General features: G+C 44.9%; 13 protein-coding genes and 1 pseudogene. 8 read left to right on the forward strand and 6 right to left on the reverse strand.

All coding sequences use genetic code 11. The features are described from left to right. Positions 1–19: 19 nt before the first annotated feature. From aceF to ampD, 5 genes and pseudogenes are all read right to left on the reverse strand, one after another. Positions 20–2,063 (reverse strand): annotated as a pseudogene (gene aceF / locus ACYX4M_RS01775) (pyruvate dehydrogenase complex dihydrolipoyllysine-residue acetyltransferase). 21 nt (positions 2,064–2,084) lie between these two features. Continuing rightward, positions 2,085–4,760, reverse strand: coding sequence for a pyruvate dehydrogenase (acetyl-transferring), homodimeric type (gene aceE, locus ACYX4M_RS01780; protein WP_476081640.1), 2,676 nt, complete (start codon positions 4,758–4,760; stop codon positions 2,085–2,087). A 211-nt stretch (positions 4,761–4,971) separates the two neighbouring features. Continuing rightward, positions 4,972–5,718, reverse strand: a complete 747-nt coding sequence (pdhR, locus tag ACYX4M_RS01785; protein ID WP_014950397.1) for a pyruvate dehydrogenase complex transcriptional repressor PdhR — start codon at positions 5,716–5,718, stop codon at positions 4,972–4,974. Between the two features lie 365 nt (positions 5,719–6,083). Continuing rightward, complete coding sequence (ampE, locus tag ACYX4M_RS01790; RefSeq protein ID WP_476081641.1) at positions 6,084–6,989, reverse strand: beta-lactamase regulator AmpE; 906 nt, start codon at positions 6,987–6,989, stop codon at positions 6,084–6,086. A 43-nt stretch (positions 6,990–7,032) separates the two neighbouring features. Beyond that, entirely contained in the window at positions 7,033–7,572 is a 540-nt protein-coding gene (gene ampD, locus ACYX4M_RS01795; protein ID WP_476081642.1) for a 1,6-anhydro-N-acetylmuramyl-L-alanine amidase AmpD, read from the reverse strand. A gap of 183 nt (positions 7,573–7,755) precedes the next feature. On the opposite strand from ampD, the gene ACYX4M_RS01800 reads away from it, so the two are divergent. From ACYX4M_RS01800 to yacG, 8 genes are all read left to right on the forward strand, one after another. After that, positions 7,756–8,274 (forward strand): retropepsin-like aspartic protease family protein, encoded by a 519-nt coding sequence (locus ACYX4M_RS01800; protein WP_476081643.1) that lies wholly within the window; start codon positions 7,756–7,758, stop codon positions 8,272–8,274. 32 nt (positions 8,275–8,306) lie between these two features. Next, a complete protein-coding gene (nadC, locus tag ACYX4M_RS01805; RefSeq protein WP_476081644.1) occupies positions 8,307–9,161 on the forward strand; it encodes a carboxylating nicotinate-nucleotide diphosphorylase in 855 nt (284 codons plus the stop codon). 400 nt (positions 9,162–9,561) lie between these two features. Next, a complete protein-coding gene (locus ACYX4M_RS01810; protein ID WP_334056774.1) occupies positions 9,562–9,987 on the forward strand; it encodes a pilin in 426 nt (141 codons plus the stop codon). Positions 9,988–10,056: 69 nt separating this feature from the next. Then, positions 10,057–11,265, forward strand: coding sequence for a type II secretion system F family protein (locus ACYX4M_RS01815; RefSeq protein WP_476081645.1), 1,209 nt, complete (start codon positions 10,057–10,059; stop codon positions 11,263–11,265). A gap of 124 nt (positions 11,266–11,389) precedes the next feature. Further along, positions 11,390–12,283 (forward strand): prepilin peptidase, encoded by an 894-nt coding sequence (locus ACYX4M_RS01820; RefSeq protein ID WP_476081646.1) that lies wholly within the window; start codon positions 11,390–11,392, stop codon positions 12,281–12,283. An 18-nt stretch (positions 12,284–12,301) separates the two neighbouring features. Further along, a complete protein-coding gene (gene coaE, locus ACYX4M_RS01825) occupies positions 12,302–12,913 on the forward strand; it encodes a dephospho-CoA kinase (RefSeq protein WP_476081647.1) in 612 nt (203 codons plus the stop codon). A 333-nt stretch (positions 12,914–13,246) separates the two neighbouring features. Beyond that, the gene (zapD, locus tag ACYX4M_RS01830; RefSeq protein WP_476081648.1) at positions 13,247–13,999 is read left to right on the forward strand and encodes a cell division protein ZapD; all 753 of its coding nucleotides are present in this window, start codon (positions 13,247–13,249) and stop codon (positions 13,997–13,999) included. A 93-nt stretch (positions 14,000–14,092) separates the two neighbouring features. Beyond that, positions 14,093–14,320, forward strand: coding sequence for a DNA gyrase inhibitor YacG (gene yacG, locus ACYX4M_RS01835; RefSeq protein WP_474871384.1), 228 nt, complete (start codon positions 14,093–14,095; stop codon positions 14,318–14,320). 52 nt (positions 14,321–14,372) lie between these two features. Here the strand turns inward: yacG and ACYX4M_RS01840 are convergent, their stop codons facing one another. After that, entirely contained in the window at positions 14,373–14,783 is a 411-nt protein-coding gene (locus tag ACYX4M_RS01840; RefSeq protein ID WP_476081649.1) for a MerR family transcriptional regulator, read from the reverse strand. Between the last annotated feature and the right edge of the window lie 2 nt (positions 14,784–14,785).

Below are 14,785 nucleotides of genomic sequence, written 5' to 3' on the forward strand. Positions count from 1 at the left end.
AACTTTTTCGGCCTTTTATTTAAAGTATGATTCTGCGTAAGTCAGTTAGGTTGGCAGCAACCTCAGTAGAGAATCTTGCACCTACCGCACCATCGATTACTCGGTGGTCGTAAGACAGGCTTAGCGGCACCATTAGGCGCGGCTCAAACTCTTTACCATTCCACTTAGGCTTCATCTCAGACTTAGATACACCTAATATGGCGACTTCTGGTGCATTTACAATAGGCGTAAACGCCGTGCCACCAATACCACCTAGGCTAGAGATGGTGAACGTTCCACCCTGCATGTCAGCCGCTTTAAGCTTGCCTTCACGGGCTTTCTTAGATGTTTCAATAAGCTCACGAGAAAGCTCTTCAATACCTTTCTTATTCACGTCACGAATAACAGGTACAACAAGGCCTCCCGGTGTTTCAACCGCAATACCAATGTTGATGAACTTCTTGATGATTAAGCTTTCGCCGTCGTCAGACAGTGATGAGTTAAATACTTCATATTTCTCAAGGGCTTTCGCTACCGCTTTCATAACGAATACTAATGGCGTGATCTTAAGACCAGACTTAATTTTCGCGTGGTAAGCGTTTTGCTCTTTACGGAAGTCTTCAACTTCAGTGATATCTGCTTCGTCGAACTGCGTAACGTGCGGGATAGTCGCCCAGTTACGATGTAAGAACGGTCCAGAGATCTTTTGAATTCGAGAAAGCTTTTGCTCTTCAATCTCACCAAACTTGCTGTGATCAACAGGTTTAACTGGCACAATTTGAAGTACGTTGTCGCCTGCTGGCGCGCTGCCTGAAGCGGCTGCTGTGCGAGGCTTAGCAAGCTCAGCTTTCACATAAGCCTGAACGTCTTCTTTCAAGATACGGTTTTTAGGGCCAGAACCGTTAACTTGAGTCAGGTCTACACCAAACTCACGAGCAATACGGCGAACGGAAGGAGAAGCATGTGCTTTACCTGTATTCTTAAGCTTCTGGCGCTGGCGGCACAGGAGAGCGGCCTTGCGAAGCTTCTTGCTGTGACGCTTGCTTGGGTTCTTCTTTTTTAGCTGCTTCCTGTTTAGGTGCTTCTTGCTTAGGCGCTTCAGCTGCACTTGAAGACGAACCACCGCTGGTCTCAAGCTTAACAACCAAAGTGCCTTGCTTAACTTTGTCACCTGCTTTGATAAAGACTTCTTTAATCGTACCTGCATGTGTTGAAGGCACATCCATGGTCGCTTTATCAGTTTCTAGCGTGATAAGACCGTCTTCTTTTTCAACGGTGTCGCCAACCGATACAAGTACGTCGATGACGTCAACTTCACCGTCTTCACCAATGTCTGGTACAGCAACTTCGATAGTCTCGCTACCTGCAGACGCCGCTGGCGCTGATTCTTGCTTTGAACTTTCCTGCGCAGCCGGTGCAGATGCTTCAGAAGAAGCATCGCTAGACGCCGATTCACTTGAAGACGAGCCTGAGCCCGCTACTTCAAGCTTAATAACAACTGTGCCTTCTTTCACTTTATCGCCAGTACTGATGAATACTTCTTTCACCGTACCTGCGTGTGTTGAAGGAACGTCCATGGTTGCTTTATCGGTTTCAAGGGTAATTAGCCCATCTTCTTTTTCAATGGTGTCGCCCACTGAAACCAATACGTCAATTACGTCTACTTCGTCGTCAGAACCGATATCCGGTACTGCAACTTCAATCACATCGCTGCCGCCAGACGCAGCAGGTGCTGCCTCTGACTTGCTTTCGTCTTTTGGTGCTTCTTCTTGCTCAGGTGCATCTTCTTTAGAAGATTCATCTGAAGCGTTTTCTTCAGACGCGCCTTCATCGGCACTGTCACCATTGGCAACTTTCATTTCACCAATCACATCGCCTTCTTTGATTTTATCGCCTACTGATACAGACAGGCTTACAATCTCACCTTCAAACGGTGCTGGGATGTCCATTGACGCCTTGTCACTTTCAACAGTAACAACGCCTTCATCAGCCTCAATGTTGTCGCCTACGGCAACACATAGCTCGATAACTTCAACTTCGTCACCGCCTACGTCGGGTACGATAATCTTTTGAATATCTGACATATGTAAAATACCTTATCTGGCTTACGCGTAAAGTGGGTTAAGTTTTTCAGCGTTAATTTCAAAACGCTTAATGGCTTCTGCTACCACTTTCTTCTCAACGTCACCGCGCTGAGCCAATTCGTAAAGTGATGCCACCACAATGTATGACGCATTAACTTCAAAGTGAGTACGCAAGTTTTCACGGCTATCGCTTCGACCGAAACCGTCTGTACCTAGGCAGCGGTATTCAGTTTCGATGAACGCGCGTACTTGGTCTGAGTAGTTCTTCACATAGTCAGTGGCAGAAATCGCAGGACCTGCATCTTTCGTAATTACCTGACCGATGTAAGGTACTTTTTGCTCAGCTTCTGGGTTTAGCATGTTCCAGCGTGCTACGTCTTGACCTTCACGCGCTAGCTCGTTGAACGAGGTCACTGAGTAAACGTCAGAAGATACGTTGTAGTCGTCACAAAGAATTTGTGCCGCTTTACGTACTTCATTCAAGATAGTGCCTGAGCCCATTAGCTGTACGTTAAGCTTAGACTTGTCGTTTTCAACACGCTCTAGCTTGTAAATACCTTTAATGATTTGCTCGGCAACATCATCACCGTCAGGCATTTCTGGGTGCTGATAGTTTTCGTTCATCAATGTTAGGTAATAGAAAATATTCTCGTTATTACCGTACATGCGACGTAGACCGTCTTGAACGATAACTGCTACTTCGTAGCCATACGTTGGGTCGTAAGTAATACAGTTAGGAATTAGGTTCGCTTGCACATGTGAGTGGCCGTCTTGGTGCTGTAGACCTTCACCGTTAAGCGTGGTTCTACCTGCAGTTGCGCCTAAAAGGAAACCACGTGCTTGGCTATCGCCTGCTGCCCATGCCAAGTCACCAACACGTTGGAAACCAAACATCGAGTAGTAGATGTAGAACGGAATAGTGGTAGCGTTACACGTTGAGTAAGACGTACCCGACGCTACCCACGACGCCATTGCACCTAGTTCGTTAATACCTTCTTGTAATACCTGACCTTTCTTATCTTCGCGATAGTAAGCGACTTGGTCGGCATCTTGTGGTACGTATTTCTGGCCTTCATTGGCGTAAATACCTACCTGACGGAATAAGCCTTCCATACCGAATGTACGGGCTTCATCAGGAATAATTGGCACAATACGCTTACCAATTTTCTTATCTTTCAACAATGCGTTAAGTACACGTACAAACGTCATGGTTGATGATACTTGACGATCGCCTGACCCTTTTAAGATAGCGTCGAATGCACTTAGCTCAGGAATTTCAAGCTGCTCTTCAGCCTGTTCACGGCGAGAAGGCAGATAACCACCTAGTGCTTCACGACGCTCGCGAAGGTACTTCATTTCTTCGCTGTCTTCGTCGAACTTGAAGTATGGCAGGTCAGCAATTTTCTCGTCTGCTACTGGAATATTGAAACGGTCGCGGAACGCTTTGATTGAATCAACGTCCATTTTCTTAACGTTGTGCGCTACGTTTTGTGCTTCGCCTGATGCACCTAGACCGAAACCTTTAACCGTTTTAGCAAGGATTACCGTTGGACGACCTTTCGTATCAATGGCTTTTTGGTAAGCCGCGAATACTTTAACTGGATCGTGACCACCACGGTTCAAGCGCCAGATGTCGTCGTCAGACATGTTCGCTACAAGTGCCGCTGTTTCAGGATACTTGTTGAAGAAGTTTTCACGGGTGTACTTGCCGCCTTTGGCTTTACAGTTCTGGTATTCACCGTCTACCGTTTCACCCATAAGCTGAATTAGCTTGCCAGATTTATCACGAGCTAATAGCTCATCCCAGTAGCTACCCCAAATAACTTTCACTACTTCCCAGCCAGCGCCGCGGAACGTACCTTCAAGTTCTTGGATAATTTTGCCGTTACCACGTACCGGTCCGTCTAGACGCTGAAGGTTACAGTTGATAACAAACGTTAGGTTGTCTAGGCCTTCACGAGAAGCAAGACCAATTGCACCCAAGCTCTCTGGCTCATCACACTCACCGTCACCCATGTAGCAGTAAACGCGCTGACCTGAACAGTCTTTGATACCACGGTTAGTTAGGTACTTAAGGAAGCGCGCTGTGTAGATAGCTTGAAGTGGACCAAGACCCATAGATACGGTTGGGAACTGCCAGTAGTCTTTCATCAAGTGAGGGTGCGGGTAAGACGATAGACCATCGCCAGCACACTCTTGACGGAAGTTATTTAACTGCTCTTCAGTTAAGTTGCCTTCCATGTAAGAGCGCGCATAAATACCTGGAGAAATATGGCCCTGTGCGAAAATAAAGTCGCCGCCTTGGTTCTCGTTAGGCGCTTTGAAGAAGTGGTTAAAGCCAACATCGTAAAGCATAGCCGATGATGCGAAGCTACCAATGTGACCACCAAGCTCTAGGTCTTTCTTAGATGCACGCAATACAATCATCAATGCGTTCCAACGAATTGCCGCACGGATGCGCGCTTCGATGGTCAAGTCACCAGGCATTTTTGGCTCTTGTGCTGCAGGGATAGTATTGATGTAGGCAGTAGTTGCGTCATACGGTAGATGCGCTCCGCTGCGACGAGCTTTATCAATAAGTTTTTCGAGTAAATAGTGGGCGCGTTCTACGCCTTCCTCTTCTAAAACCGACTCAAGCGCATCAATCCACTCTTTAGTTTCTTGAGGATCTACATCTTGGTGCATCATATCAGACATGGTGCCATCCTATTTTTTGCTTATATAGAAAATCCTCCCTTAGCATTGCCTCTACTCTTAAAGGCGCTAAAAGAAGGAAAACTAAATTACGTTGTACTCACAGTGACCCAATCTGGCTCACCTGCTTTTGCAGTGGCACAGGAAAAACCTGACCGGCCTCTGCGAATGAATAGCTATCTAGCCCTTATCTTATAAAAGGTCAGACTAGTAACTAAATCTCTAATCGTCGCAATGCACGCTGTACGCGGGTATCGCGTTGATTAATGGTTAATAGCGTTTTTTCAATAAACGCCAAATGCGTATTACATGCCTGACGCGCAGCTTCAGGGTCGCGAGAAGCAATGGCTTCTACAATTTCACGACGCTGCTTAGCAATGTCTTCCACCGCTTCAGGGTGCGCTGCCAGCATGTCAAAGTTTCGTTCAATATTGTCCACCAGCATGCTTTGCATGGTGCTCATTACGTGCAACAACACCATATTGTGTGATGCTCTTGCCATAATGATATAAAACTGTCCTAGCGCCTCAGCTTGGGCACGCTTGCTTTCGTGCGCTTTAGGCGTAGGTACGTCGTTCAGTGCTTGCTTCAATGCGTTGTAATCTTCAGGTTGACCACGAAGTGCCGCATAATACGCCGCCATCCCTTCAAGCGCATGACGAAATTCAAGCAAATCAAATTGAGTTTCAGGACGCTGGCTGACTAAGTCCATTAGGGGGTCTGTCATGGCAGAATTAAGGTTGCGATTAACAAACGTACCGCCGCCTTGCTTACGTTCTACCAACCCACGTGCCTGTAAATTACCAATGGCTTCCCTAAGCGAAGGTCGCGATACATCAAATTCAAGCGCAAGCTCTCTCTCTGGCGGTAATTTCTGACCAGCCAATAACGTACCGTCGAGTATCATTGACTCGAGTTGCTCGGTAATCACATCAGAGAGTTTTTTTCGCTGCTGCCGCATGCGCGCTACGTATCCTTTTATTTAAACCGTGCTCTATAACAATAGCGACGTTATAAGAGCGGTGAATGTAAAAAATAATCGTGGAATATTTAATCACAAACACAATTGGTAATACCATTTTACCTATCTAGTTTAAGGCAGATCGATTTCGAGGTAAATACTCACAAGCATAGCAAAGCATTTACCTTTTGCTGGGTGTTAAGCTTTATTGTTGAATTTGTTAAGAAAAATCAGTAACCGCAAACTGGTCTGATGAGGAAGGGAGAATGCAGTAATAGGGGCAAAGCGCCTGATCTACATACAATTAATAAATAGACCAAACGCCCTTCTAAGCCGAGTAGACTAGTAAATGTTAAAAATAATGACTATGCAAGACTGCCTACAAGCGTGAGCGCTGATGTTATTACAAGAAGAAAAATAACATTACGTTTTGCTAACTTTACAAGCACCTTCGGCTCTATTGCTGCATTTTCAGCCTGCAACTGCTGTTCATCAGGCGTTAAAATCTCAGCTTTCGAAGAAATTTGTGTAAGCACATCGTATGCAGGTACATCGAACTGAAGTGCATACTTAATCCACTCAGGCAACGCTCGTGAGAAATGTCCCATCATCAACATGCCAAAAGCGGTAACGCGAACAGGAACATAATCGAGCGCAAACATTAATCTTCCCGCAGCGGCTTTTAAAGGGTGATTTGCATCACACAATGCCTCGGTTGTGCTTCGACTCAAGCTATAAAACAGCGCGCCTGGGGCGCCAAATGCAATAAACCATAGCATCACAGCAGCATAGTGCTGGTAATTAAGCCAAGTAAGGTGTTGGCCAAAAGTTTTGCCTTCTATACCCGCACTTCCGTCACTGTCTGATTGACTTGCACAATGCCCTAATTGGTCGGTGTACATACTGCACGCCTGAAGGTCACCTCGGTCGGCAGCATTCAGGAAATTTTTATAAACGCTTCTTAATACCGGACAGCCAATACATATGAACAGCACTAAACTCTGCTCTATAAAAGTAAGGAATGCGCCGAGCATCCAGTATTCAATAGCACCTAGCATGAGTGCAGGAAGTAGAAGGTAGAAATAAAGCGCAGTAGACGATGCCTTCTTTCCCTTACCTTCTCTTTCCTCATCCATTTCCTGGAATTTGATTAAACCTTTATCTTGAAGAAAAGCACGATATTGAGCGGCATACTTTTCAATATGCCAATTAGGTGTTTTTGTTATCAACCGCTCGAGGCTGAGAACTAATAGCAAGCTCATTAACATCATAGGTATTGAGTTTCCTTTATTTCTGCAGTGCGGATTAGTTAAATTATTTAAACCCAGCAACGCGCATTCTATATCTTGCCCAATCGAAAGCTGCACCAGGGTCAGTTTTTCGCCCTGGTGCTATATCATTATGGCCTACGATACGCCCTAAAGTGATCCGAGGATAGTATCTCGTAATAAAATCAGTGAGTTCGCCAAGGGCTTGGTACTGTGCATCGGTGTAAGGCAAGGTATCAGTGCCTTCAAGTTCAATACCTATGGCATAGTCGTTACAGCGGCTGCGGCCTTGAAATGAAGACAGGCCCGCGTGCCATGCCCGCTGTTCAAAGGGCACAAATTGCTCTATTTCACCCGTTCGATAAATTACACAATGAGCAGAGACCCGTAACCCGGCAATTTCTCTATAAAAAGGATGTTCATCAGGATTGAGGGTTCCGGTAAACAATTGGCGAATGCCCGGCGTACCAAACTGTGAAGGAGGGAGTGAAATATTGTGAATCACTAACAGGCTAACGTCTGTGCTGTCAGGACGAGCATCACAATGCGGACTTGCTGTGTACTTTGCTTCGTTGTAAAGCACCATAGTATTTGCTTCGATAATTGATTTTCTGCGTTATAGCCTACATTGTATATGGATATAAGTGTATAGGGCTATACATTGCATTCTAATAAGCTAATCAGCACGTTAGTCCTTTGCTTAAGGGAATACGCCCAGCAGTAAGCGATATGAAAAGCGGTGCACCATTATTACAAGAAAGGTACAAACATGAATGAACAACAAGACCCGACAGCGTCAACGGGTAAGTGGATGGTTGCGCTTGCTTGGATTTGCGGTTTTGGTCTACTGGTTTTTGTTTTTTCAGATCTTCTAGAAAAACAAATTAACCCGAACAGCGAGCCCGCGTCCGAACGCATTGGTTCACAAACCGAGGTACGCCTTAAACAAAATCGCCAAGGCCATTATGTAACAACTGGCTATATCAATGGTGAGGAAGTGGTATTTCTTGTTGATACGGGTGCCACTGACGTAGCCGTTCCCGCTCATTTGGCTAATAAGCTTCAACTCAAAGCAGGACGTGAAGGATTAGCCAGCACAGCCAATGGTGTTGTGAGAGTTGCCGAATCGACCATTAATACGTTGCGCATTGGTGAAATTGTGGTGCGCGATGTAAAAGCAAACTTAAACCCCGGTATGCAAGATGACCATATACTGCTTGGAATGAGCGTTCTTCGCCAATTAGAGTTTACTCAGCGCGGAGAATGGTTAATATTGCGTACCCTCTAAATACATAGATAGCATAGATTAAAGCGATGAAAATGACATCACCAGACATGCGAGCGATCCGAGAGCAAGTATCAAATGCGCTTATTGAAGATCTTGGCGGCGAATTAAATGCTGCAAACGACATTACCGCAAACCTGATAGATGAAAGTGTTAGCGCACAGGCCACTATTATTACTCGCGAGCCTTGTGTAGTTTGCGGCATAGCTTGGGCCAATCAAGCATTTGCGCTTATTGACGAGTCAGTGTCGCTAACCTGGCATGTAAAAGATGGCGACAAGGTCGAAGCTGACACAGTATTAGTGAGTTTGGAAGGCTCTGCTCGCGTTATATTAACTGCCGAACGTACAGCGCTTAACTTTTTACAGACCCTTTCTGCAACCTCAACCGTGACAGCTTTTTACGCCAAATTTCTAGCTGGCTCTAACACTAAAATTTTAGACACCCGCAAAACTTTACCCGGCCTGCGCTATGCTCAGAAATACGCAGTACGTTGTGGCGGCGGTCAAAACCACCGCGTAGGTTTATTTGATGCGTTTCTAATTAAAGAAAACCACATATTTTCTTGTGGAAATATAGAAAAAGCGGTAAGCCGCGCAAAGTCCATGATGCCAGGCAAACCTGTTGAAGTAGAGGTTGAGAGTCTAGCGGAATTTGAGCAGGCTCTTTCAGCGGGTGCCGATATTGTCATGCTGGATAATTTTTCTAACGAACAGATCCAACAGGCAGTAGCGCTTAATAAAGGCCAATGTAAACTGGAAGTATCAGGGAACATTACTGATGAACGACTGGCATCACTTGCTCAACTAGGTGTAGATTACATTTCATCTGGCGCCTTAACTAAGCATGTTCAGGCAATTGATTTGTCGCTGCGAATTACTCTGTCGTAATAGAGTAATTATTAGAGTCATTGTAGACAGCTAATTCGGAGTCAACACCTTAGTTGGCCGCGAAGCAAAAAGCGTGAGCTGTGGTATCACTAAAGATACTAGAGCTCACGAATATCCCCAGTTATTTCTCGTCATGTTTTTCTGTGTATTGATAGCTATACGTAGATAAGTCATTAACTTTTATACGAAAGTACAAGTGCCCACGCCTGCCATGGCGCAGCAAACCATGGCATACTGCAAAAGCTAGACATACGTATATTTGCCTATACTTGTCAGTGACAAATAAAATTCTATACTGAGTATCAAGTACCAGGGGCGTTAACAAGGACGACTCGGGTATAAACGTCAATTTGAATTAGATTTTAAACTTTACGTGTTATACACGTCCCGGAGAAAAACCATGATGAACATGAATTCTAAAAACCAAAAAGGTTTCACCCTAATCGAACTAATGATTGTTGTAGCAATCATCGGTATTCTTGCAGCAATCGCATTGCCTGCTTATCAGAACTACACGCAGAAAGCGAAGTTTACGGAAGTGACTAATGCTACTGCTGCTGCGAAGACTGCAGTTGAGATTTGTGCGCAGACCCTTGGTACTTTGGAAGGATGCTCTGGCGGTGCTAACGGTATTCCAGCAGACATCGCAGCTGACGGTGACGGAGTTACTGATAATACCGTTCTTATAACTACTGAAGATGGTGACATTACTGCTACTTCATCAGTTAACTCTGGTCTTGACGGAGCTACTTATACCTTAGATGCAACAATGGAAGGCAACCGTGTAGTTTGGAATGCATCGTGCGACCCAGCAACCATCTGCTAGAAGATTTCTATTCCGAAAGGCCCGGTTTTACTGGGCTTTTTTTGTTTTAATCAACAGAAGGTTCTGGGTATGGCAAAGGCAGCGACAGTATTCACTTGGCAAGGGAAAGATCGCCATGGCCAAGCTCGAAAAGGCGAAATCTCGGCCACCTCTCTTTCAGAAGCCAAAAATCTTTTACGTCGCCAAGGTATTTCAGCGAATAAGGTAAAAAAATTAGCCAAGCCACTTTTTGGTGGCGCGAAAAAAATAACACCCGCCGATATTTCTGTCATTTCTCGTCAAATCGCTACCATGCTGGCCGCAGGTGTCACCCTTATTCAATCTTTGGAAATGATAGCGCAAGGTCATGCAAATCCGTCAATGCGCAAATTGCTTGGCGAAATAACTGAAGAAGTTAAATCAGGTAATCCCCTCTCTTCGGCACTTAGAAAACATCCTCTTTACTTTGATGACCTGTATTGCGACTTGGTTTACACAGGCGAACAATCTGGCGCGTTAGAAACTATTTACGACCGTATAGCCACCTATAAAGAAAAAGCTGAAGCACTAAAATCAAAGATCAAAAAAGCGATGTTCTACCCTATCGCGGTTTTGGTTGTTGCTTTTATTGTTACAACTATCCTTCTTATTTTTGTTGTACCCCAGTTTGAAGAAATCTTTAGCAGCTTTGGCGCTGAACTTCCTGCATTTACACAGTTGGTTCTGGCTATTTCCCGGTTTGTGCAGGACTACGGTATTTTTATCGCCATGGGTGTAGCTGCCGCTGGCTTTATGTTTGTGCGAGCACACAGACGAAGCCAAAAGCTGCGCGATAGCGTAGACCGTAATGTTTTAAAGATTCCGGTTATTGGTGAAATACTTAAAAAAGCCAGTATTGCCCGCTTTACCCGTACCCTTGCAACTACCTTCGCGGCAGGCGTCCCGCTTATCGGCGCGCTAGAATCCGCGGCAGGGGCATCCGGTAACGCGGTTTACCGCGAAGCAATTTTGTATATACGAAAAGAAGTGGCGGGCGGTATGCCTATGCACGTTGCCATGCGAGCGACTCAAGTGTTCCCCGACATGGTAACCCAAATGATTGCGATTGGTGAGGAGTCGGGCGCGGTTGATGAAATGCTGAGTAAAATTGCCACTATTTACGAAGCAGAAGTAGATGACATGGTAGACGGGTTAACCAGCTTGCTTGAACCTATGATCATGGCCGTACTAGGCGTAGTTATCGGCGGTTTAATTGTGGCCATGTACCTACCTATATTCCAGATGGGTAACGTGGTATAACTTGCACATATTGCTAGCTCTATAAATGTGAACGATTTGGGCGACGCTTTTTAGTAGCGCCCATACACAAGGTTTAACACCTGAATTTTTCTAACCACTATTATAATTATAAGACCTACACTTCATGGACGCGATAATTACGCTTAGTCAGCTTTACCCTGCTGTATTCTATTCCCTAGTCTTTTTTGTAAGCTTAATGGTTGGCAGTTTCTTGAACGTGGTGATTTACCGGTTGCCTATTATGATGGAACGCAGCTGGCAGCAAGAGTACCAAAGCTATTTTAGCGAGGGTGAGCCGACATCTAACGATAAAAACTCATCAGCGTCAGAGGAAGTATTCAACCTCGTAAAGCCAGACAGTACCTGCCCTAGCTGCGGCCACAAAATTCGCGCATGGGAAAATGTACCTGTTATTAGCTATCTGTTCCTTAAAGGTAAATGCGCTAAGTGCAAAGTTGGAATATCCGTTCGTTACCCGCTTGTTGAGTTGTTTACGGCCATAGCCTGCACGTTTGCAGCATATCAGTTTGGCGTGACGTCTCAGGCGCTGTGGGCCGTATTTTTCACCTATGTACTTGTTGCGCTGCTCTTTATTGACTTAGATAAAATGCTGCTACCCGACCAGTTAACACTCCCCCTACTGTGGCTAGGCTTACTGTTGAGCACGCAACACATTTTTGTAGGCACCACCGATGCCATTATCGGTGCAGCGGCCGGTTATTTAAGCTTATGGTCTGTTTATTGGCTATTTAAATTAGCTACGGGTAAGGAAGGCATGGGCTATGGCGATTTCAAACTGCTTGCAGCGCTTGGGGCATTTACTGGTTGGCAAGGCTTGCCTGTCATTATTTTACTGTCTTCATTTGTAGGTGCCATTGCGGGCATACTCATTATGGTTATTCAAAATAAGGGTAAGTCGTTAGCTATTCCTTTTGGGCCCTATTTGGCCGTGGCAGGTTGGCTAACGCTGCTTTACAAAGAAGAAATCATTACTGCCTATCTTAATGCAGTGCTGTAATTAAAAGGCTGATTGGTTGTGGATAAACAAAACGTTTTCGTAGTGGGCCTTACCGGCGGTATAGGCAGCGGTAAATCGGCTGCTACTGCTATTTTTGAAAAACTCGGTACAGATATTGTTGATGCAGACGAAGTGGCACGTGACGTAGTTGAAGTTGGTTCGAAAGGCTTACGGCAAATTGCCGAGCATTTTGGCGAAACGATTTTGCTAAAAGATGGAAGCCTTAATCGCGCCGCCCTTCGCGAAAAGGTCTTTGCCGCCGAAGAAGAAAAACATTGGTTAAATGGTTTGCTGCATCCCCTTATTCGCTCTCGTATGCAGCAGCTAATCAGCGAATCTACATCACCCTATTGCATTTTATCTGTGCCCTTACTTGTTGAAAATAAACTGACCGAAATGTGCAACCACGTCGTGGTGGTAGATTGTCCAGAGACATTGCAGCTTGAACGGGCATTAAAACGGGACGGTAGCACAGAGCAAACCATAAAAAGTATTATGGCTTCACAAGCTTCACGTAAAGAACGCGTTAGTGCTGCAGACGATGTGCTGGACAACAGTACAACGCTAGACGCGCTTGCCAGTCAAGTGTCAACGCTACACCGGAAGCTACTAAGCCTTGTTTCAGCTTAATCATAAGGGGTTTGCAAAATAGTAAACCCTTTTTACATCTGTCTTAGTTATTTACCTTCCCTGTCTATCGTTCCTGTTGCACTTTCCGGTCTCCTTCTTCTGTCTTTCTTCGAGCCTTACCTTCCTTTTCTTAACCTCCTTTCTTTACAAAAAAGGGCTTCAAGGCCAACAGCGCTGCTTTTTGAAACTTTTTTGACCAATTAACGTCAAACTAAAGATTCGACTAGCAAGTATGCTTGGCTTAATCGCTTTGATGCTTTAGGCTTGCTGTTATTCGCCGTACTACAAGGTCGTAGTGCAGTTTCTCTAAGTCTATGTGTTTTAAGGGGTTCCATGGGTAGCGCTGTATTCGAGTTTCCACTAAAGGAAAAAGTACGTAACTATTTACGTGTTGAGCAGCTGCTTGGGCAACTTAAAATCATCGCGAAATCAGAACATACTCATCTTCAGCTGGTGTTCTTTGAACAACTTTTTGAACTACTTGATCTCATTGAAAGACTAGATCTTCGTTCAGATTTAACCAAAGACCTTGAAGCTCACGAAAAGAATCTCGTGTACTGGTCAAAACACCCTAAAATAGACAGCACCGCTTTAGAGCAAGCGCTAAAAACCGTGCTTACATTAAAGCAAAAGCTGAAAACAGATCGGCGTTTTGGAAGCGCGCTAAAAGACGATAAACTTTTAAGTGCGATAAGACAACGATTTGCTATACCTGGCGGCGCATGTAGCTTCGACCTACCTAATTTGCACTTTTGGCTACAGCAACCGCTTGAACAGCGTCAATCTGAAATTGAACAATGGTTAGATACCTTAGGGCTTCTAGACGATGCAATTGCGGTTAGCCTGTCATTTATTCGTGAACGTGGACAGTTTGTAAACGCGGTAGCTGAGAACGGCTTTTACCAAGGCGCTGCCGAGGATAAAAACGAACTTATACGCGTACAATGTAGCGTTGATGAAGGCTATTATCCGACTTTAAGCGGCAATAAATACCGTTACGCCCTGCGTTTTATGCTGTTCTCGCCGCAAGAAGGACAAGCTGGCGCAGTAGAAAACAATATTCAGTTTCGACTAGCGGCCTGCTAAACTTCGCTTCTATTCAATAATTTTCGTCTTAGGTACTGTCTTTTTCATATTTCATAGATTGTGCCGCAAAGACGTATTTCACTGGAGTCTATTATGGAAGTGAAATGCCCTATTTGTGCCAAACAGGTTGTTTGGGCACCAACAAGCGAATATCGCCCTTTTTGCAGCAAGAAATGTCAACTCATTGATTTAGGCGAATGGGCTGCAGAAGACAGAAAAATTGCGGGAAAACCAGCTGAAGATGCCACACCGCAACATATTGATGTGGAAGAAATAGAGGCGATGTTGGCACAGCAATCTGACGACTTTTTCAAGCATTAAAGAGCACGTGCACCATCATAATGATGGTGCATTAGGTTAACGAATACTGTACTTAAGTAACAGTTTCAAGCTCGGCCAATAAACCATCTATCTCGCAGGCACTCATGCAGTGCCCTGCCTCCCACAATTCAGCTAGCCGCGCTGTAAGCCTGTCCATTTGCAACTTTTGTCGTGTGAGCTTTGCTAGTAGATGCTCAATTTCTTTATTTCTCTCCTTTAGGTGCTCCATAACTTGTTGATGGTCTAACCCCTCACCATTGGCTAAAAGTCCCGGCAAATCATCTAGTGAAAAGCCCAAGCTCGTAGCAAACTTTATCACTTTCAAACGTTCAACAGCTTGGTTATCGTATAGTCGATAACCCTTAGCGCTCCGAGGCGCTTTAGGCAATAGGCCTTTTTGTTCGTAAAAACGAATGGTGCTGGTTGGCAAATCAATTGATTTTGATAGTTCTCCAATGCGCATAA

The sequence above is a fragment of the Alteromonas sp. ABV4_150 genome (assembly GCF_056311745.1).